The organism is Actinoalloteichus fjordicus, assembly GCF_001941625.1.
Taxonomy (GTDB): domain Bacteria; phylum Actinomycetota; class Actinomycetes; order Mycobacteriales; family Pseudonocardiaceae; genus Actinoalloteichus_A; species Actinoalloteichus_A fjordicus.
On sequence record NZ_CP016076.1, the window covers coordinates 2,152,405 to 2,173,136 of the forward strand.

General features: G+C 71.6%; 17 protein-coding genes. 13 read left to right on the forward strand and 4 right to left on the reverse strand.

The annotated features are described in order from the left end of the window. Window positions 1–56: 56 nt before the first annotated feature. The 5 genes from murG to UA74_RS09745 all read left to right on the forward strand — a co-directional run bounded on the left by murG (window position 57) and on the right by UA74_RS09745 (window position 6,171). A complete protein-coding gene (murG, locus tag UA74_RS09725) occupies window positions 57–1,265 on the forward strand; it encodes an undecaprenyldiphospho-muramoylpentapeptide beta-N-acetylglucosaminyltransferase (protein WP_083683989.1) in 1,209 nt (402 codons plus the stop codon). Window positions 1,266–1,398: 133 nt separating this feature from the next. Beyond that, window positions 1,399–2,850, forward strand: coding sequence for a UDP-N-acetylmuramate--L-alanine ligase (gene murC, locus UA74_RS09730; protein WP_075743609.1), 1,452 nt, complete (start codon window positions 1,399–1,401; stop codon window positions 2,848–2,850). After that, on the forward strand, window positions 2,851–3,786 hold the full coding sequence (locus tag UA74_RS09735; RefSeq protein WP_083683065.1) for a cell division protein FtsQ/DivIB: 936 nt from the start codon (window positions 2,851–2,853) through the stop codon (window positions 3,784–3,786). 321 nt (window positions 3,787–4,107) lie between these two features. After that, window positions 4,108–5,124 carry a glucose-6-phosphate dehydrogenase (coenzyme-F420) gene (gene fgd / locus UA74_RS09740; RefSeq protein WP_075739963.1) on the forward strand — a complete coding sequence of 339 codons (1,017 nt, stop codon included), beginning with the start codon at window positions 4,108–4,110 and terminating at the stop codon, window positions 5,122–5,124. Between the two features lie 201 nt (window positions 5,125–5,325). Beyond that, entirely contained in the window at window positions 5,326–6,171 is an 846-nt protein-coding gene (locus UA74_RS09745) for a helix-turn-helix domain-containing protein (protein ID WP_075739964.1), read from the forward strand. A gap of 187 nt (window positions 6,172–6,358) precedes the next feature. Here UA74_RS09745 and UA74_RS33985 read toward each other — a convergent pair whose 3' ends face one another. The 4 genes from UA74_RS33985 to UA74_RS09760 all read right to left on the reverse strand — a co-directional run bounded on the left by UA74_RS33985 (window position 6,359) and on the right by UA74_RS09760 (window position 9,361). Beyond that, window positions 6,359–6,493 (reverse strand): hypothetical protein, encoded by a 135-nt coding sequence (locus tag UA74_RS33985; RefSeq protein WP_257787504.1) that lies wholly within the window; start codon window positions 6,491–6,493, stop codon window positions 6,359–6,361. A gap of 374 nt (window positions 6,494–6,867) precedes the next feature. Next, window positions 6,868–7,749: a 5-oxoprolinase subunit C family protein gene (locus tag UA74_RS09750; RefSeq protein WP_083683066.1), complete on the reverse strand. Its 882-nt coding sequence runs from the start codon at window positions 7,747–7,749 to the stop codon at window positions 6,868–6,870. Further along, window positions 7,749–8,507 carry a 5-oxoprolinase subunit B family protein gene (locus tag UA74_RS09755; RefSeq protein WP_083683067.1) on the reverse strand — a complete coding sequence of 253 codons (759 nt, stop codon included), beginning with the start codon at window positions 8,505–8,507 and terminating at the stop codon, window positions 7,749–7,751. Before UA74_RS09755 ends, UA74_RS09750 begins: the two co-directional genes overlap by 1 nt. A gap of 5 nt (window positions 8,508–8,512) precedes the next feature. Further along, entirely contained in the window at window positions 8,513–9,361 is an 849-nt protein-coding gene (locus tag UA74_RS09760; RefSeq protein WP_083683068.1) for a LamB/YcsF family protein, read from the reverse strand. A 680-nt stretch (window positions 9,362–10,041) separates the two neighbouring features. On the opposite strand from UA74_RS09760, the gene xylB reads away from it, so the two are divergent. The 8 genes from xylB (at window position 10,042) to ileS (ending at window position 20,659) form a co-directional block, all read left to right on the forward strand. Continuing rightward, window positions 10,042–11,499: a xylulokinase gene (gene xylB / locus UA74_RS09770; RefSeq protein WP_083683069.1), complete on the forward strand. Its 1,458-nt coding sequence runs from the start codon at window positions 10,042–10,044 to the stop codon at window positions 11,497–11,499. A 509-nt stretch (window positions 11,500–12,008) separates the two neighbouring features. Beyond that, window positions 12,009–13,382, forward strand: coding sequence for a cell division protein FtsZ (gene ftsZ, locus UA74_RS09775; protein ID WP_075739966.1), 1,374 nt, complete (start codon window positions 12,009–12,011; stop codon window positions 13,380–13,382). Window positions 13,383–13,619: 237 nt separating this feature from the next. Then, the gene (gene pgeF, locus UA74_RS09780) at window positions 13,620–14,330 is read left to right on the forward strand and encodes a peptidoglycan editing factor PgeF (RefSeq protein WP_075739967.1); all 711 of its coding nucleotides are present in this window, start codon (window positions 13,620–13,622) and stop codon (window positions 14,328–14,330) included. Further along, the gene (locus tag UA74_RS09785) at window positions 14,327–15,073 is read left to right on the forward strand and encodes a YggS family pyridoxal phosphate-dependent enzyme (protein ID WP_075739968.1); all 747 of its coding nucleotides are present in this window, start codon (window positions 14,327–14,329) and stop codon (window positions 15,071–15,073) included. The genes pgeF and UA74_RS09785 overlap by 4 nt, the downstream gene beginning before the upstream one ends. A 103-nt stretch (window positions 15,074–15,176) precedes the next feature. Then, complete coding sequence (locus UA74_RS09790; protein WP_075739969.1) at window positions 15,177–15,794, forward strand: cell division protein SepF; 618 nt, start codon at window positions 15,177–15,179, stop codon at window positions 15,792–15,794. Between the two features lie 25 nt (window positions 15,795–15,819). After that, window positions 15,820–16,104, forward strand: a complete 285-nt coding sequence (locus tag UA74_RS09795; protein ID WP_075739970.1) for a YggT family protein — start codon at window positions 15,820–15,822, stop codon at window positions 16,102–16,104. A gap of 77 nt (window positions 16,105–16,181) precedes the next feature. Further along, a complete protein-coding gene (gene wag31, locus UA74_RS09800) occupies window positions 16,182–17,009 on the forward strand; it encodes a DivIVA-like cell division protein Wag31 (protein ID WP_075739971.1) in 828 nt (275 codons plus the stop codon). A 485-nt stretch (window positions 17,010–17,494) separates the two neighbouring features. After that, a complete protein-coding gene (ileS, locus tag UA74_RS09805; RefSeq protein ID WP_075739972.1) occupies window positions 17,495–20,659 on the forward strand; it encodes an isoleucine--tRNA ligase in 3,165 nt (1,054 codons plus the stop codon). Window positions 20,660–20,732 lie beyond the last annotated feature (73 nt).

Genomic DNA, 20,732 nt, shown 5'->3' on the forward strand with positions numbered 1-20,732 from the left:
CCCGATCGCCGGGTCGCGTCGACTCCGGCGTCCCACTTATCAGGAGGTCTTCGACGATGGTCGGACCCGCAGCCGGTCCTACCGGCCGCAGCGATCAGCACGGCGCCGACGAGACGGTGCGCTTCACCCCTGCGAACGGCCCCGCCGCCTCCGCCGCGCGCGGTTCGGCGCAGCCCGCGGGACGAGGGCTGTGCGTCGTCGTCGCAGGCGGCGGCACCGCAGGGCACATCGAACCCGCGCTGGCCCTGGCCGACGCGGTCCGCAGACTGATGCCCGAGGCCAGGGTCGTCGCCCTGGGCACCGAGCGGGGCCTGGAGAGCAGGCTCGTCCCGGCCAGGGGATATCCGCTCGAACTGATCCCGCCGGTCCCGATGCCGAGGAAACCGAGCCCCGACCTGCTGAAGCTGCCGCTGCGGGTACGGTCCGCCGTGCGCGACACCCGCGCGGTGCTCGCCAGGGTCGGCGCGGACGTCGTCGTCGGTTTCGGCGGCTACGTGTCACTGCCCGCCTACCTCGCCGCCAGGGGACGGGTGCCGATCGTGGTCCACGAGGCGAACGCCCGGGCGGGGCTGGCCAACAAGGTCGGCGCCCGGTTCGCCGCAGCGGTCGCGGCCGCCGTGCCTGACAGCGGACTGCCCGACGCGAAGGTGATCGGCATCCCGCTTCGGCACTCCATCACCTCCCTGGACCGGCGGGCGCTGCGGGCGGAGGCCCGGGCCCACTTCGGGCTGCACCCGGACGCACCGACGCTGCTGATCTCCGGCGGATCGCAGGGAGCCAGGACGCTCAACACGGCCGTCTCCGGCGCGGCGGGTGCACTGTCCAGGGCGGGCATCGGCGTCCTGCACGCCTACGGCCCCAAGAACACCGTGGCGGTCCAGTCCGTCCCGGGCACCCCGCCCTACGTGGCGGTGCCCTATCTGGAGCGGATGGATCTCGCCTTGGCGGCGGCCGATCTGATTCTCTGTCGCTCCGGTGCGATGACGGTCGCGGAGGTCTCGGCGGTGGGACTCCCCGCCGTGTTCGTGCCGCTGCCGCACGGCAACGGCGAACAGGCCCTCAACGCGGTTCCGGTGGTCGACGCAGGCGGCGGTCTGCTGATCCCCGATGGGGAGCTGACGGCGCAGCGGGTGATCGACACCGTGCTTCCGCTGGTGCTGGATCAGGGGAGGCTCGCCGCGATGGCCGGGGCGACGGCAGGCAGCGGACACCGCGAGGCGGCCGACGTCCTGGCCACGATGGTGCTGCGGGCGGCGGGTCGATGATCGCGCTTCCTGGCGAGGCGCGACGCGGAGCAGACGGGTGTGAGGGCAGGATGGACCGATGGCGGGGATGACTGAGGCTGAGGCGCAGCGGATCGCACCGGACCGACAGGACCGGGGCGTCACGGGGGGAACGATGGAACTGCAGAAGGCCGACGGCGTGCTGCCGCCGGTGTTGCGGCGGGTGCACCTGGTGGGCATCGGCGGCGCCGGGATGAGCGGCATCGCCCGCATTCTACTGGCCAGGGGCGCCGAGGTCAGCGGCTCCGACGCCAAGGACTCCCGAACGGTGCTGGCACTGCGCGCCCAGGGCGCGAAGGTGGCACTCGGGCACGAGGCGAACCATCTCGACCAGCTCGACGAGCCGCCGACGGCGGTGGTGGTGTCCACCGCGATCCGGGCGGTCAATCCGGAACTCGCCGCTGCGCAGGAGCGGGGCATCACGGTGCTGCGGCGGGCCGAGGCACTGGCGGAGCTGACGACCGGCCGCCGCGTGGTGTGCGTCGCCGGAACCCACGGCAAGACGTCGACCACCTCGATGCTCACCGTGGCACTCCAGCGGTGCAGGCTCGATCCGTCGTTCGCCATCGGCGGTGATCTCAACGAGTCCGGCTCCAACGCCCACCACGGCACGGGCGACGTGTTCGTCGCCGAGGCAGACGAGAGCGACGGCTCGTTCCTGTTCTTCACCCCCGACGTCGCGGTGGTCACCAACGTCGAGCCGGATCACCTGGATCACCACGGCACGGCCGAGGCCTACACCCAGGTGTTCGAGTCCTTCGTGTCCCGAGTCCGTCCCGGCGGCGTGATGATCATCGGCGTCGACGACCCGGGCTCGGCCGCGCTGGCCCTGCACGCCGAGGCGGCGGGCGTCCGGGTCCGTCGGTACGGCCGAGACGTCGAGGCGCCGGGTGACGCCCGCATCGTCGGTTACGCGCCTGCCGAGCTCCTCGGCAATGTCACGGTCGACCTGCTCGGCGACCCCGGCGCCGACCAGGAGCGGCTGGAGATCAAGGTCGCCGTCCCTGGCGAGCACATGGCGGGCAATGCGGTCGCCGCGCTGCTGGCAGGCCTGGAACTGGGCGCCGATCGTGCCGAGCTGCTCGCCGGGCTGGCGGGCTTTCGCGGGGTCCGCCGACGGTTCGAGCGCAAGGGCGAGGCGGGCGGGGTCCGGGTCTACGACGATTACGCGCACCATCCGACGGAGGTGTCGGCCCAGCTGCGGGCGGCGCGACCGGTCGCGGGGGATCATCGGCTGATCGTGGTCTTCCAGCCCCACCTGTACTCGCGGACCAAGACCTTCGCCGCCGAGTTCGGGACGGCGCTTGCGCTGGCCGACGAGGTGGTGGTCCTCGACGTCTACGGCGCCAGGGAGGAGCCGGAGCCGGGTGTCACCGGCAGTCTGGTCGCCTCGCACGTCCCGCTGCCCGCCGAGCGGGTGCGGTTCGAGCCGTCGTTCGAGCAGGTGCCCGAGGTCGTCGCGGAGCTGACCCGGCCCGGCGACGTGGTGATCACCATGGGCGCGGGGGACGTCACCATGCTGGGGCCGGAGATCCTCAGCAGGCTCGCCTCGGTGCAGGAGCGGTAGATGGCCGCCGCCACGGTTCGGGGAGCCCGGCGCGTGCGGCGTGCCGGGCAGGCCGGGGCGCGCGGGTCGGCACCTGCCGGGCCCGGTTCGCGGTCCGCCCGGACCGAGCGGCGCTCCGGCGGTGCGAATGCCGGGGGCGGCCGGGCGGCCCGAGGCGCCGGAGACACCGCGACCAGGTCGGGCCCGGTCCGCTCGATCCGCGGCCGCTCGGTGCGGGCCCGATCGCGCCGAGGCAGACCGCGTCGGGTGCGGCGGACTCCTCGGTCCGTGCTGCGCGATCTGTTGCGCCCCAGAGGACTGTCGATCCTGCTGCTGGCGATCCTCACCGTCGCGGCGGTGCTCTGGTACACCCCGCTGCTGTCGGTGCGCACCGTCGAGGTCGCGGGCGTCCAGGAACTCGCGGAGGGGGACGTCCTCGACGCGGCGGGCGTCACCCTGGGCACGCCCATGCTGCGGCTGGACACCGGAACGGTGCACGAGAGGATCGCCGGGCTGCCCAGGGTTGCCGAGGTCACCGTCGGACGCTCGTGGCCGTCGACGGCGGTGCTGACCGTCGTCGAACGGGAGCCCGTGGTGCTGCTGCGCGATTCCGACGGGCTCTGGCTCACCGATCGGACCGGACTCGCCTACGCGACGGTGGACGAACCTCCTGCCGGGCTGCCCGAGTTGCAGGTGGACAGCCCCGGACCGCACGACCCGGTCACGCTGGCGGCCGTGCAGGTCGTGGACTCGCTGCCTGCCGAGGTCCGGTCGGAGGTGCTCTCGGTGAGCGCGGACTCGACGCGGGACATCCGGCTTGCGCTGAGCCTTGGTCGCGAGGTCCGCTGGGGCGAGGCCCTCGACTCCGAGCGCAAGGGGCGGGTGCTGGCCGCGCTCCTCACGCAGGAGGGCTCGGTGTACGACGTCGCCGCACCCGACCTGCCGACGATCAGCTGAGCCGGTCGCCTGCGGCCGCCCGGATCGGGCCTGCGCATCGGTCCTGAACACCCGCGTCGGTCCGGCACACCCGATCGGCGGGTCGTCGCCTGGCGAGGTCGGCAGCACGTCGCCAGGATCGCGGTGAGTCCGGCGCGATGGGTCCGGTCCTCGATCTGACGCCCTGAGCCCGTCCTGCGGCGGAATCCGGCGGCCGATCGGGAAGGTGATCTGCGCCGGATCGGGGAATCCTCACTCGTCGAATCGACTTGTGATGATCAGCGGATCGTCGCGACCGGGCGGACCGGCGGGCGATGTCCGGACGGACAGGAAGGCGATGAGATGCTTAAGATTGGCTACAAGGCGTCGGCGGAGCAGTTCGAGCCGCGCACGCTGCTGAAGTTCGGCGTGCTCGCCGAGGAGGCCGGCTTCGACTCGGTGATGATCAGCGATCACTTCCAGCCGTGGAAGCACACCGACGGACACGCGCCGTACGCCTTCGCCTGGCTCGGTGCACTCGGCGAGCGGACCACCAGGGTGCAGATCGGCACAAGCGTGCTCACCCCGACGTTTCGACACCACCCCTCGCTGGTCGCGCAGGCCACCGCGACGCTGGGCGTGCTCTTCCCCGGCCGGGTCATCCTGGGCGTGGGCACCGGGGAGTCCCTCAACGAGGTGCCAGCCACCGGGATCGAGTGGCCTGCGTACAAGGAGCGCTTCGAGCGGCTCGGCGAGTCGGTCGGGCTGATCAGAGAGCTGTGGCAGCGCGACCACGTCAGCCATGAGGGCACCTACTACCGCACGGAGAACGCGACGGTCTACGACCGGCCCGACGAGCAGATCCCGATCTTCATCGCGGCGGGCGGACCCAGGATGGCCCGGTTCGCGGGCCGGTCCGGTGACGGGATGATCTGCACCAGCGGCAAGGGCGTCGAGCTGTACCGCGACGCGCTGCTGCCCGGCCTGGTCGAGGGGGCGACCAAGGCGGGTCGCGATCCCGAGAAGCTGGAACGCATGATCGAGGTGAAGGTCTCCTTCGACCTCGACCGCGCGAGGGCGATGGAGGACACCCGTAACTGGGCCGCGCTGGCGCTGCCGCCGGAGTCCAAGGTCGGGGTGGAGGACCCGCGTGAGATGGAGCGGCTGGCCGCCGAGCTGACCGCCGAGCAGGCCGCGAGCCGATGGATCGTCTCCGACGACGCCGAGGAACACGTCGAGCGGATCAAGGCGTACCTCGATCTCGGCTTCGATCACCTGGTGTTCCATGCGCCCGGCGAGGACCAGCCCCGGTTCCTCCAGCTCTACGCGGAGCAGGTCCTGCCGCGCCTGCGTGAGCTGAGCCCGGCTCGGCTCGGCTGAGCCGACGGGGCAGGCAGGCCTGCCCCGGCCGACGCGCCCGCCGCCAGGGACCGGACCACGGGCGCGCCCGCACCGCGACCGCGACGTTCGACCTGCCGGGAGGATCACCCGATGGATTTCACGGTCGGGTGAACCTCCTTGGCGTCGGGCCCGGTGTTGATCAGAGTGGGGATCAAGGACACACCGAGCGGGAGGTCCACCATGTCCGGTCCCAGCCTGAGAAGGCGGCAGCTCGGCGCCGCGCTGCGTGAGCTGCGCATGGCGCGGGGTATCTCCGTGCTGGAGGCCGCTCGACAGACCAGCCTCTCGACGCCGACGGTCAGCCGCATCGAGAACGGCGTGCGCCGGGTGCGCCCGGTGGACGTGCGCGTGCTGCTGGCGGCCTACGGCGTCGACCTCGCCGAGGCGGGCCGCTACCTCGAGCTCGCCGAGGAGGCCGACCGCCCCGGCTGGTGGGAGCGGGCGCATCCCACGGTCAGCCAGGCCGGGGCCTATCAGCTGGAGATGGAGAGCACCGCGACGGAGCTGCGGAGCTGGCATCCCGAGCTGCTGCCGCCGCTCGCTCAGACCGACGGGTATCTGCGAGCGGTGCGGACGGCGGCGCTGCCAGAGCTGTCCGCCGAGGAACTCGACGAGGCGGTCCGGCTCGGGCGGACCCGGCGGGAGGCCCTCTCGGACAACGGCACTCGCCTCATCTCGGTGGTAGGGGAGGGCGCCCTGCGGCGTCTGGTGGGCGGGGCTCGTGAGATGCGTGATCAGCTCGACTGGCTGTTGGTCGCCGGTCAGCAGCCCGAGTTCTCGATCCGCGTCCTGCCCTTCCACAGTGGAGCGCACCCGGCGATGGAGTCGGCCTTCACCCTGCTGGGGTTCGACGACGTGCCCGGCCGGTCGGCGGTCTGGTTGGAGAGCGACCGCGTCGCGCAGGTAGTGGAGCACCCGGAGGACGTCGAGCACTACGCGGCGACGTTCGACCTGCTGTCCTGGAGCGCGCTCTCCGAGGCGGACTCCGCCCGGCTGATCGACTCCATCGCCGCAGGGCTGCGCTGACGTCCCGTCCACCGCGGTCGGCCGAGGTGATCGGGGTTCTGACGGGGCGCGGCCCGTCCGGGCCCTCCAGGCGGGAGCCGTATTCGACGGACGTCACGCGTAGAACCGCGCCCGGTGACGCGGATCGCGGCATCGAGGGATCGCGGTCCTCGTGCTCGGTCTCATGGCCGTCCATGGCCGTCCATGGTCAGTCCGACTCCTCGGCGGCGGCGTCGAGGGACAGCCCGGTGATGCCAGGCTGGGAAACGGTCCTGGCGCCTGTCGCCCTGGTGAACTGGTCTCGACGAGGTTCGGAAGAAGGACGAGCACGAATCGCGGCCATCGGGCTCCCTGCCGAGGACCGCTCGGCAGGAGGCTCACGGTCCTGCTCGTGGTCGAGACGTACTCCTGGCTGCTCGACAGTGCAGGCAACCGAACGCCCGCCGGACGGGAAGCCGTACTGCTCTCCGCTCGGTCGCGGGGGACCGGCGTCGCGTCGATCCCTGGTCACCAGCGTCGCCCGGCAAGCCCCGGCGGTACTCGCGGCGGCGGGACGGCGGTCCAGGCCCGCCCGGCAGGCCGCCCGAGGACTGGTGCCATCGGTTGCCGAGGGTTCACCACAGGCGGGGCGACGGGCCTGTCGAGTCAGTCCGGGGGTGGGCCCGTCAGTCCGGCCGGGCGAGGATCTGCCGAGCGGCAGGGCCGCCGAGTCGAGCCTCAGCCTGGCCCGGTCGCGAGCCGGAAGCGGAGCAGCCCGCCGGGCCGGACCTGGGCGGCGGCAGGCAGGTCGTCCTCGTCCACCACGGCGATGACCGGGTAGCCGCCGGTGACTGGATGGTCGACGTGGAACAGCACGGGCAGGCCGCTCGCGGGCACCTGGATCGCGCCCCGGACCATGCCTTCGGAGGGCAGCTCGCGCGACACCCGGCGGCGCAGCGGCGGGCCTGCCAGCCGTAGGCCGACGCGATTGCTCTGCTCCGTCACCTCGTAGTCGCTCGTGCACAGCAGCCGGAGGGCCTCCGGGTCGAACCAGTCGTCTCGGGGGCCGGGGTGCAGCCGCAGCACCGGGATCTCGGGCAGCGGGGCCACCGGCGCCTGACTCACCACCGGCCAGTCCTCGGGCCGGGGTCCCAACGGCAGTCGGGTGCCCTCGACCAGCGGCGCGGGACCCAGCCCGGAGAGCAGGTCGGTGGAGCGAGATCCGAGTATCGGCGGAACGGCGATGCCGCCACGCACCGCGAGATAGGTGCGGAGACCGAGGGCGGGCAGGCCCAGACTCAACTCCTCGCCCGCCTCGGCCCAGACCGGGCCGTGCATGCCGATCGCCCGCCCGTTCAGGGCGGCGGGCAGCGGCGCTCCGGTGAGCGCCAGCAGGGTGGGCGCGTCGAACTCGACCCGCAGGCCGCCGAACGTGGCCTCGATCGCCGCGCAGGACTCGGCATTGCCCACCAGCCGGTTGGCGAGGCGCAGCGCGGGCCGGTCGGCCGCGCCGGAACGGGTCACCCCCAGCGCCGCGTAGCCGGGGCGGCCGAGGTCCTGCACCGTGGCCAGTGATCCGGGCGCGTGCACCGTCATCGAGGCGCGTCGTTCGACGGACATCAGCGCACCTCGCGGAAGCGGACGCGGTCCCCCGGCGTCAACAGGGCAGGCTCAGGCCGATCGGTCTGCCACAACGCCAGCTCGGTCCGGCCCAGCAGTCGCCAGCCGCCGGGGGAGTCCCGGGGGTAGACCGCGCTGAACTCGTCGGCGACGGCCACCGACCCGCCGGGCACCCGAACCCTCGGGGTCTCCCGGCGCGGCACCGTGAGCAGCGGGTCGCCGCCGACCAGGTAACCGAAGCCGGGGGCGAATCCGCAGAACGCGACCCGGTACTCCCGGCCGCAGTGGCGTCGCACCACGTCCTGTTCGGACAGTCCGGTCAGCTCGGCGACCTCCCCGAGGTCGGGTCCGGAATAGGACACCGGGATCTCCACCAGGGTGCCCTCCCGGTTCGGAACGGGGGAGAGGTCTCGCGATCTCAGCTCGGTGATCAGCCGGTCCGCCGCCAGCCGGTCGGCATCGAAGGAGATCAGCACGGTGCGTGCCGCAGGCACGATCTCGTCGACCGCCTCGGGCCGGTCGGCGGTCAGCGAATGGTGCAGGGCCTGTACCTGGGTGAGGTCGTCGAGTTCCACGAGCAGCGCACCGCGTCCGACGCGGTGGACGGCAGGCCTCGGCGCAGTAGTGGGGACGCTCGCGTCGGCGGGCGAGGCGGGGGTGCTCGCCGGGTCGCTCGACTCGGGCGGGGCCGTCGCGTGCCTGCCCGCCTCGGTGGGGGGAGAGGCGTCGGCGTCCGGCTCGGCGTCGGGATTCCGCATGACGCTCACCGGAAGGCCTCGAGAGTGATGCCCGCCGCCGTGAGCCGATCCCGCACCAGCCGGGCGATGGCCACCGCGCCCGGTGTGTCGCCGTGGACGCACAGTGAATGCGGCCGGACCTCGACGTCCTCGCCCGTCGTCGCCCGCACCACGCCGTCACGCACCATCCGGACGCACCGGTCGGCGATCTCCGAGGCGTCGTGCAGCACCGCGTTCGCCTCGCGGCGCGATACGAGTGTGCCTCGGGCCGTGTAGGCACGATCGGCGAAGGCCTCGTGGACCGTGGACAGCCCGGCTGCCTCGGCGTGGGCCAGCCACTGCGAGCCGGGCAGCCCCAGCACCGCCAGCGTCGGGTCGTAGTCCCGCACCGCCGCGACGACGGCGGCCGCCTGCTCGGTGTGGGTCACGATCGCGTTGTACAGCGCGCCATGCGGTTTGACGTAGCGGACCCGGTCGCCCGCGATTCTGGCGAATCCGTCGAGCGCGCCGAGCTGGTAGACGATGTCGTCGGCCAGCGCCGCCGGTTCGACGTCGATGAAGCGACGACCGAAGCCTGCCAGGTCGCGGTAGGAGACCTGGGCGCCGATCACCACGCCTGCGGCCACGGCCCGATCGGTGACCTTGCGCAGGATGCTCGGATCGCCGGCATGGAAGCCGCAGGCGATGTTGGCACTGGTCACCACGTCCAGCAGCGCGTCGTCGTCGCCGAGTGTCCAGATCCCGAAGCCCTCGCCGAGATCGCAGTTGAGGTCCACCGTGGACGTGGTCGGCCGTGACCGCGTACCCGTCCCTGCCTCGCTCGGATCGGTGCCGGTCCTGCCTGCCGTTCCCTCGGGACCGCTGCTCGTGTCCATCGCCGGTCGCCCTCCGCGTTCATGCCGGGCAGCCTGCCCGGCATCTCCATGGTCGTCGAGCCTGCCGGCTAGCGGCCCGCACCCCCCGGCGGACCCGCCGTCACGGTCGTCGGAGAACGTCCGGCGGCGATGTCCGCCGTCGCCGAGCAGGGCCGGTGTCCGGCAGACGCCGTGCATCGACGGGCCGTGCGGAGCGCGGTCCGACGCCGGGGTGTGTGCGGTGCCCGTCGGTCGGGCGCCGATCGGGACGTCTGCCCGTTCGGCCCGAACGCCTCGGCCATCGGCAGCAGTTCCCGATCCGCGTCGCCGCCCCGGTAGACCCATACCGCCGCGATGGTCTGCCGTTTCTGGTCATGGGGTGTGAAAGGTCGAGCACAGTCCCGCCACCGGGTGCCTGGGTGGTGGCCGACACCGGGCAGGACGGGGCCTCCGCCGACGATCGGCTGTCCGAGCAGGAGCTGCGGCAGGCGGTGGGGCCCGTCCGGTCCGGGATCGACGCGCGCGGACTCGTACCAGGCGCGCCGCCCGCGCGGACTCCGCATGTCCAGTCGAACCCGGCGGCACATCGAACCCGGCCTTACGCGGGACCCTGCCGGACGCCGGTCCGGGGCGCGGCCGAGGGCCGGGGACACGGGTCGGCGTTCGTGCCCCGGCCTGGGGGTTGATGAGAGGCTGTCCCGGTGACGACCGAGGCGCTGTTGGGCATCGACCTGGGGACGAGCGGGGTCAAGACCGTGCTCCTGGCGGCATCGGGCGAGATCCTCAGCGAGGGCTCCGCCGACTGCCCCCTGCACAGCGCACGGGCAGGCTGGGCCGAGGCTGATCCGAGGGACTGGTGGATCGCCGTCGTGCACGCCGTCGGACAGGCGGTGGCCCGCTGCGGCACGCGCTCTGCGGTCGCCGTCCGGGGAGTGGGCGTGACCGGGCAGATGCACGGGCTCGTCCTGGTGGATCGACACGGCGATCCGGTCCGGCCCGCGCTGCTCTGGCCGGACCGGCGGGCCCTGGCCCAGTCCGAGGAGTGGGGCGAGTTGCCGACGGTGCTGCGCGGCAGACTGGCCAACCCGATCACCCCCGGCATGACCGGTCCGCTGCTGAGCTGGGTGGCCGAGCACGAACCCGAGCACTGCGCGACGGCCGATCGGCTGCTGCTGCCCAAGGACTGGCTGCGGCTGCGGCTGACCGGCGCGGTCGGCACCGATCCGAGCGATGCATCGGCGACGCTGCTGTGGGACGTCGCGGCGGACACCTGGTCGGAGCGCGCCGTCGAGGCCATGGGCCTGCCGTCTCGGCTGCTGCCGCCGGTAGGGCACTCCGAGGCGACCGCCGGGGCGCTGCGGCCCGCCGAGGCTGCCGAACTGGGGCTGCCTGCGGGCATTCCGGTGGTGTTCGGCGCGGCCGACACCCCGGCCGCGCTGCTGGCCACCGGTCTCAGACCCGGTGAGGTCCAGCTCACCATCGGCAGCGGTGCCCAACTCGTCTCGCTCACCGACGATCCGAGCGCCGCACCGCAGCCGCTCGTCCATCTCTACCGGACGGCGCGGCCGCAGGGCTGGTATCGGATGGCGGCGGTGCAGAACGCCGGACTGGCACTGGACTGGGTCCGGTCCCTGCTCGGCGCCGACTGGTCCGAGGTGTACGCGGCGGCGGCCGAGGGCGAACCCGGCGCCGACGGGGTGACCTTCGTGCCGTACCTCACCGGCGAGCGCACCCCGAGGATGGACCCGACGCTGGCCTCGACGTTCACCGGTCTGCGGCTCGGCCACGACCGGCGGACGATCCTGCGGGCCGCCGTCGAGGGCGTCGCCTTCGCCATCCGCGATGCCGCGAGCGCCCTCCCTGAGCCGCTGCCGGACGTGATCCGCCTCGCCGGTGGCGGCATCCGGGACGACCGGTTTCGTGCGCTGGTGGCCGATGTGCTGGACGTGGAGCTGTCTCCTGTGGAACTGCGCAGCGCCTCCGCGGTGGGTGCGGCGATACTCGCCGCGGCCGGGGCCGGGCTTCCCGTCCCGCCCGCCGGTCGCGCCGACGGCAGCCCGGTCCGGCCGAGCGGCCGGGATCACAGCGCGGCCTTCGACCGTTATCGAGACCTGGTGGAGCCGCCCGCGGAGGACGAGTTCGGGCACGGGCACCACTGAACCGACCCGCGATCCGCCACAGGGTGATGCTCCGCCGAGTGATCCTCCGGCGGGTGATCCCCCACCGAGTAGTCCTCCACAGTGGTGCGTCCGACTCGATCAGGTCGCACACCCACCGGTCCGCTGGTGCGCGGCGGACTCGCCGTCGGCTGCGCCTGCCCTCGGTCTCGTCGGCGACGCCCGTTCTCCGATCAGAACGACGGTGTGGCGCGCATCGGGGCCGTTCGTCTGGCAGGCTTGCATCAGACTCGGGCGACCGCTTGGATGTTCTGGTGATCATCCGCAGGGGACCGATCCCGCGCGGGTGATGTCTCACATCACCGGCGCCCGGCGTGGCTGCTGGACCGGGGGCGCTACGGTGCCTAACGTCCGCAGCGGAAGTACCGGGGTCGACGGGCCTCCGGCCTCATCGCGGAGGTCGACCTCTGTCGGTCCAGGGCAGGCGGCCTGGACGTGCAGGCGCAGGCACGACAGCCCGAGCACGAGCCACGATCAGGAAGGCGGATCCGATGACGCCCCCGCACAACTATCTCGCGGTGATAAAGGTCGTCGGCATCGGTGGCGGCGGAGTCAACGCAGTCAACCGCATGATCGAGGTCGGGCTCAAGGGTGTTGAGTTCATCGCGGTCAACACCGATGCCCAGGCGCTGTTGATGTCCGATGCGGACGTCAAGCTCGACATCGGCCGCGAACTCACGCGCGGTCTCGGGGCGGGAGCCAATCCCGAGGTCGGACACCGGGCCGCCGAGGACCACCGGGAGGAGATCGAGGAGGTCCTCAAGGGCGCCGACATGGTGTTCGTCACGGCGGGAGAGGGCGGTGGCACCGGAACCGGCGGCGCGCCGGTCGTCGCCTCGATCGCTCGCAAGCTCGGCGCACTGACCATCGGCGTGGTCACCCGACCGTTCTCCTTCGAGGGCAAGCGGCGGGGGAAGCAGGCCGAGGACGGCATTCAGGAGCTGCGCAACGAGTGCGACACCCTGATCGTCATCCCCAACGACCGACTCCTCCAGCTCGGTGACATCGGCGTCAGCCTCATGGACGCCTTCCGCTCGGCCGACGAGGTCCTGCTCTCCGGTGTGCAGGGCATCACCGACCTGATCACCACGCCGGGTCTGATCAACCTCGACTTCGCCGACGTGAAGAGCGTCATGTCCGGGGCGGGCAGTGCCTTGATGGGCATCGGCTCGGCCAGAGGCGAGGGCAGAGCCGTGCAGGCCGCGCAGAAGGCGATCAACTCGCCATTGCTCGAGGCGTCGATGGACGGTGCGCACGGCGTGCTGCTCTCCATCGCGGGCGGCTCCGACCTGGGCCTGTTCGAGATCAACGAGTCGGCCTCGCTCGTCCAGGAGTCCGCGCACCCCGAGGCGAACATCATCTTCGGTACGGTGATCGACGACTCACTCGGCGACGAGGTCAGGGTGACGGTGATCGCGGCGGGCTTCGACAGCGGCGGGCCGACGCACAAGAAGCTGGAACCGGCACCGGTCAGCTCGCGGGCTCCCCTGGCGTCGGCGACCTCGGGTCGCCCGCCGGGATCGGGAGAACCGCCGCCGACGGAGCAGGAACACGTTCCAGAACGCGCGGCGCCCGTGCACCATCACCAGCCTTCGATGAACTCCAACCCCGTCACGCCTGCGGTGTCACGGCAGTCCGACCCGATGGGGCCCCGGCCGACGATGCCGCCGCCGATGCATGGCGGCCGTTTCGGCGGGCTGGACTCCGCTGGGCAGCAGCCCGGTCGTGATCTGGGCGGCTATGACGGCTCCCGCTCGACGCTGCCGGGGACGCCTCGGCCGGGCGGCCTGCCCGGTCGGTCCCTGCCGGTGTCCGACGACGGCGAGGACGACGAGGTCGACATCCCGCCCTTCATGCGACGCTGAACCGCACGGTCGTCCGCCGAGCCCGTGACACGAACTGATCGTGTCGCGGGCTCGATCGCGTCACGACTCGGTCGCGGGGCGTGCCCGGCTTCGGAGGCGCGGCCCACCCGGCTCTAGGATCGCCCTTGGTGGGGATGCCCGGTGCTCGAGAAGGCACCTGGCTTCGCAGTCCCTCCGTCGCGTCGGCGGGGAGCGGCGCGGGGCACGGCAGACTCTTCGGCGGAGGAGGGGTTACGGGTGCGCGTTCGGCGAGTGATCACCACGCGGGATGGTGGCGTGTCCTCGGCCCCGTACGACTCGTTCAACCTCGGTGACCACGTCGGCGACGACCCGGCCTCGGTCGAGGCCAATCGACGGCGGCTCGCCGCCGAACTCCCGGCGACGCCGAACGGCCTGGCCTGGATGGAGCAGGTCCACGGCCGGAGCACGGCGATCGTGGACGGTGCGACCCCCGCGCCGGTGGAGGCGACCGACGCACTGGTCACCACGAGACCGGGACTGGCACTGGTCGCACTGGTCGCCGACTGCGTGCCGGTGCTGCTCGCGGATCCGGTGGCGGGCGTCGTCTCGGCGGTGCACGCCGGGCGGGTCGGCAGCCGGGTCGGTGTCGTGACCGCCGCGCTGCGGGCGATGACCGAGGTGGGCGCCAGCGTCGATCGGGTGGAGGCGTTGTTGGGCCCGTCGATCTGCGGGAAGTGCTACGAGGTGCCCGCCGCGATGCGTGCCGACGTCGAGGCTCACCTGCCCGGTTCGGCATCGCGGACCCGGCAGGGCAGGCCGGGGCTGGATCTGCGGGCAGGGCTTCGCAGGCAGCTCACCGACGCCGGGATCGCGCGGCTCGGTGTCGATCCTCGGTGCACCGTGGAGTCGCCGGAACTGTTCAGTCACCGCAGGGAATCGACCACTGGGCGATTCGGCGCGGCGATCTGGCTGGAGCCTGCCTCGTGAGTGAACAGGACTTTACCGGCGAAAGCGAGCGCCGCGAGTTCCTGTCCGGGCGGCTGGCAGCGGTGCGTGAGCGCATCGCCGCGGCCTGCCTGACCGCAGGCCGACCGCTCGACGCGGTCCGGCTGCTCGCCGTCACCAAGACTTTTCCGGCTTCGGATGCCGCCCTGCTCGGTGATCTCGGACTCACCGAGTTCGGGGAGAACCGTGATCAGGACGCGGCGCCCAAGGCCGCCGAGGTCGCCGGGCTGCGGCCGGAACTGCCGATTCGCTGGCACATGGTGGGGCAGGTGCAGCGGAACAAGGCGAGGTCGGTGGCCAGATGGGCCGACGTCGTCGAGTCGGTCGACAGCCCCCGACTCGTCGAGGCGTTGGCGCGGGCCTCGGCGGCGGCGCGCGAGGCGGGCGAACGTGAGTCTCGTCTCGATGCGTTGGTGCAGGTCAGCCTCGACGGGGCGCCGGGGAGAGGCGGTTGTCCCCCGAAAGAGGTGGCGCAGATCGCAGAAATGATCGACCATTCAGGTGAATTACGACTCATTGGGGTGATGGCTGTCGCCCCGCTGGGAGGAGACTCTGAGCGCTCCTTCGAGACCTTGCACACGGTATCCGACCTGCTGCGACGTGATCATCCGCATGCGGTGGAGATCTCGGCGGGGATGAGTAATGACCTCGAACGGGCGATTGCGGCGGGCTCCACGAGTGTGCGTGTCGGAACGGCGCTTCTGGGTACCAGGCCGATAGCGTGAGTACGGGCGTTGTGGGGAGGCAGACGGCGGGTGACACCGTCGTCGGGACAGGCGTCGGGACGTTGGCCAGGTCAGCCAGTCCGGATGCGGGGAAGGGCTGTCGATGAGCGCACTACAGAAGCTGAAGGCCTACTTCGGCATGGTCCCCGCCGAGGACATGGACGACTACGACGAGGCAGGTTACGAGGCCGACGAGTACGAGTCCTACCCCGACCGGGTGGGGGCTCGGTCGCGGCGTGCCACCGCGCTGCGCGGTGGATACCGGCCGGTCGACTTCGACGAGGACGATGACGCCGTCGAGGCTGTTCAGAGCAGGTCGAGGACCCGGAGCTCCTGGTCGCCCCAGCCCGCCACGCGCGGAGCACTGGCGGTCGACTCGCAGCGTGACTCGGTCACCCGACTGCGACCTGCGGCGGAGTCCGTCGTCTCCGGCGCGGCAGGGGCGGCCGCGGGTCGGATCACGACGCTGCACCCCAAGACTTACATCGAGGCCAGGACCATCGGGGAGCACTACCGCGAGGGCACCCCGGTGATCATCAACCTGACCGAGATGACCGACGCCGACGCCCGTCGTCTCGTCGACTTCGCCGCTGGGCTGGCGTTCGCTCTTCGGGGGGACATCGACAAGGTGACGAGCAAGGTCTTCCTGCTCTCACCCGCCGATGTGGACGTCACGGCGGAGCAGCGGCGGCGGATCGCCGAGGGCGGTCTGTTCGGCTGACGGCAGATGATGGCAGAGTTGGGGTGTGGAACTCTTCCGGATCATCGCGTACTACGCGCTCTTCTTCTTCTGGCTGCTCTTGATGGCGCGTATCGTGGTGGAGCTGGTTCGGTCGTTCGCCAGGGACTGGCGTCCGGCCGGGGGGGTTGCGGTCGCGCTTGAGACCATCTACACAGTGACCGACCCGCCGGTTCGCGCGCTGCGACGCGTGATCCCGACAGTTCGGATCGGCGGGGTCGGACTAGACCTGTCGATTATGGTTCTACTGCTGGTCGTCTTCATCCTGATGCGACTGGTGATCCCGACTTGAACAAGACGACACGGGCAGACCGGGCAGCGGGGAGCTCCGGGGTTCCGCTGTCGAGGAGTGCGTGAGGTGATCTAGCCATGCCGTTGACGCCCGCCGACGTGCACAACGTCGCGTTCAGCAAGCCACCGATTGGCAAGCGGGGCTACAACGAGGACGAGGTGGACGCATTCCTCGACCTGGTTGAAGGCGAACTCGCAAGACTGATCGAGGAGAACAACGAACTGCGCAACCAGATCGAGCAGCTGGATCAGCAGCTCGACAACGCGCGCGCTGACCTGGAGGACGCCCGAGCAGGAGCCGCGGCCGCACCCGTCGCGGCGAGCAGGCCGGTGGAGGAGCCGCGCAGGCTCTCGCCGGTGCCGCCGCCGTCGCTGGTGGAGCAGACCGCGCCGGGGGGCGACCACCACGTCCAGGCCGCCAAGGTCCTCGGACTGGCGCAGGAGATGGCCGACCGCCTCACCGGGGAGGCGAAGGCCGAGGCCGACGGGATGCTGTCGGAGGCGAGGACGAAGTCCGAGCAGCTGCTCTCCGACGCGCGGACCAAGTCCGACGGCATGGTGAACGAGGCTCGTACGCGAGCCGAGACCATGCTGGGCGACGCCAGGACCCGCTCCGAGACCGTGGAGCGCCAGTCCAGGGAGAAGGCCGCCACCCTCGAACGCGACGCGCAGCGCAAGCACTCCGAGATCCTCGCGGGGATCACCCAGGAGAAGAACAGCCTGGAGAAGGAGATCGAGGTGCTGCGCACCTTCGAACGCGAGTACCGCACCAGGCTCAAGACGATGTTGGACTCGCAGCTCCGTGAGCTGGAGGACCGGGGCAGCGCCGTCCCGTCCGCCGAGTCCACCCGATCGAGTCACCAGACGGGATACAGCTTCGGCGGTCGCACCGCCGAGGCGGGCTGAGCACCGAGGCCGACCGGCGACGTCGGTCGGGATCGGCGTCGAGAACCGTCGACCGCCCCAGCGGACTCCGCTGGGGCGGTGCCGTCTGTCTCGGCCCGGTCGACCGGGCCGCTTCGACGGGCCCTGCAGCGGTGCAGCGAAGGCGGCCCGACCGGCCCGGCGGCGGCCGGGCGTCGGAGCGCCCCTCCGGGCGCCGGGTCGGGCGAAAAGGATTCGACCTCGGCGCTAATCTGTGCGTAACAGGCTTTGATCCGGCCATCACCGGGGAGCCGCCGGAAGAACCGGGCCGAGACGGCCCGCAGTAGAGCCGGCCGGGCGGGCCCGTCACAGCCCTGAATGAGAGGTCGACGTCCGCGCTGCTGCGGGGTGCGTCGGCAAGCGGGGTGGTACCGCGGGGTGTCGAAGGCGACACGTCGTCCCCGGAGGGAGTCCGCGAACGGCGGGCCTCCGCGACGACCGCCACCACCCTGCGAGGAGTATCTCCGATGGCCTACCCCAAGGTCCGTCTCACCGGTCCGGACACCGCAGGCGTGCCCGCGCAGCCGTTCTTCCCCGAGCTGGAGAACGCGGTGCTGTCCTACTGGTCGGCCGACGACACCTTCGCGGCGAGCGTGCAAGCCCGCCCCTCCGGAGAGAACGGCTCCAACGAGTTCGTCTTCTACGACGGCCCCCCCTTCGCCAACGGTCTTCCGCACTACGGGCACCTGCTCACCGGCTACGTCAAGGACGTCGTCCCCCGGTACCAGACCATGCGAGGCAGGCGTGTCGAACGCCGCTTCGGCTGGGACTGCCACGGCCTGCCCGCCGAGGTGGAGGCCGAACGACAGCTCGGGATCGACCACAAGTCCCAGATCGAGGCCATGGGCGTCGACGTCTTCAACGACGCCTGCCGCACCTCGGTCCTGCGCTATACCGACCAGTGGCGCGACTACGTCACGCGCCAGGCCCGCTGGGTGGACTTCGACGACGACTACAAGACCCTCGACCTGGACTACATGGAAAGCGTCATGTGGGCCTTCAAGTCGCTCTGGGACAAGGGCCTGGTCTACGAGGGCTTCCGGGTCCTCTGGTACTGCTGGCGCTGCGAGACGCCGCTGTCCAATACCGAGACGAAGATGGACGACGTCTACCGGGACCGGCAGGACCCGGCGGTCACCGTCGCGATGCGGCTGGAGACCGGGGAGCGGGCCCTGATCTGGACGACGACGCCGTGGACCCTGCCCAGCAACCTCGCCATGGCCGTCCACCCGGACGTCGAGTACGTGACCGTCGAGCACGAGGGCGAGCGTTATCTCCTCGCCGAGGCCCGGCTGGCGCACTACGCCAGGGAGCTGGGCGAGGACGCCGCCGAGCGGATCGTGGCGCGCTGTACGGGCGCCGACCTGCTCGGTCGTCGGTACTCGCCGCCCTTCGACTTCTTCGCGGGCTGGGAGAACGCGCACCGCATCCTGGCCGCCGACTACGTCACCACCGAGGACGGCACCGGGATCGTGCACATCGCCCCGGCCTTCGGTGAGGAGGACAAGGCGGTGACCGACGCGGCGGGCATCGACCCGGTCGTGCCGGTCGACTCGCGGGGGCGGTTCACCAGCGAGGTCCCGCCGTACGAGGGGCAGCAGGTCTTCGAGGCGAACAAGGAGATCATCCGCGACCTCAAGGCGGCCGGGCTCCTGGTGCGCCACGAGACCTATGACCACCCCTACCCGCACTGCTGGCGGTGCCGTAACCCGCTGATCCAGCGTGCGGTCTCCTCCTGGTTCGTCGCCGTGACCCGGTTCCGGGAGCGGATGGTCGAGCTGAACCAGCAGATCGACTGGGTGCCGAGCCAGATCAGGGACGGGCAGTTCGGCAAGTGGTTGGAGGGCGCCAGGGACTGGTCGATCTCGCGGAACCGCTACTGGGGTTCGCCGATCCCGGTGTGGACCTCCGACGATCCGGCCTACCCGAGGGTCGACGTGTACGGCTCTCTCGACGAGCTGGAGCGGGACTTCGGCGTGCGCCCGGAGGACCTGCACCGGCCGTACATCGACCGGCTGACCAGGCCTAACCCGGACGACCCGTCCGGGCGCTCCACCATGCGCCGGGTCCCCGAGGTGCTGGACTGCTGGTTCGAGTCGGGCTCGATGCCCTTCGCCCAGGTGCACTATCCCTTCGAGAACCGGGAGTGGTTCGAGCACCACTACCCCGGTGACTTCATCGTGGAGTACAACGGCCAGACCAGGGGGTGGTTCTACACGCTGCACGTGCTGGCCACCGCCCTGTTCGACCGGCCTGCGTTCCGCAACGTCGCCGCACACGGCATCGTGCTCGGCGACGACGGCCAGAAGATGTCGAAGTCGCTGCGCAACTATCCGGCCGTCGACGAGGTGTTCCAGCGGGACGGCTCGGACGCGATGCGCTGGTTCCTGATGGCCAGCCCGATCCTGCGCGGCGGCAACCTCATCGTCACCGAGCGCGGGGTGCGCGACGCGGTCCGACAGTCGGTTCTGCCGCTGTGGAACTCGTGGTACTTCCTCGCGCTCTACGCCAATGCGGAGTCGCTCGAGGGGGCCTCGCAGACCGATCCCGACTTCACCGAGCGGACGGGACGGACCGTCTCCACCCATGTCCTGGACCGGTACGTGCTGGCCAAGACGCATGAGCTGGTCGTCGACGTGGGCGCCGCGTTCGACGTGCACGACCTGCCGGGCGCCTGCTCGCTGATCGAGGACTTCCTGGAGGTGCTGACCAACTGGTACGTCCGACGCTCCCGTGAGCGGTTCTGGGCGGGCGAACAGGCGGCGGTGGACACTCTGCACACCGTGTTGGAGGTCGTCTGCCGGGTCGCGGCCCCGCTGCTGCCGCTGACCACGGAGGCGGTGTGGCGCGGCCTGACCGGGGGCAGGTCGGTGCACCTGGCCGACTGGCCGCTGGTGGACGAGCTGCCCGCCGACCCGGCCCTGGTCATCGCGATGGACCGGGTGCGGCAGGTCTGCTCCACCACCTCCGCGCTGCGCAAGGCCGCCAGGCTGCGGGTCCGGCTGCCGCTGCGCACGCTCGTGGTGGCGGCGCCGGACGCGGCGGCCCTGGAACCCTTCACCGGACTGATCCGGGACGAGGTCAACGTCAAGAACGTCGAGCTGACCACGGAGGTGTCCGCCTACGGTCGGTTCGAGGTCGTGGTCAACGCCAGGGCCGCCGGACCGAGGCTCGGCAAGGCCGTGCAGCAGGTGATCCGCGCGGTCAAGGCGGGCGAATGGACTCAGGAGTCCGACGGCACCGTCTCGGCGGCGGGCGTCCGGCTGCTGCCCGGCGAGTTCGAGGAGCGGCTGGTGGCCGCCGACCCGTCGGCGACCTCGGCGCTGCCCGGCGGTACGGGCGTGGTGGTGCTCGACACCGAGGTGACCGAGGAGCTGGCGGCCGAGGGACTGGCCAAGGACGTGGTCCGGGTGGTGCAGCAGGCCCGCCGGGACGCGGACTTCGACGTGTCCGACCGCATCGAGCTGACGGTTCAGGCCGGGGCCGAGGTCGTCGACTCGCTGCGGCCGAGGGAGGGCTTCCTCGCCCAGGAGACGCTCGCCGTGCGGGTCGTCTTCGGCCCGGTCGACGGCGGCTTCGCGGGCACGGTCGGCGAGGGCGCGGAGATCGCCGTCGCCGTCACCAGGGCCTGAGAGGCACTGCCGGGCGGCGCCCGGCTGCGATGGCGGCCGAGTCGAACTGACGGCCGCTCCGCCCGGCGGTGTG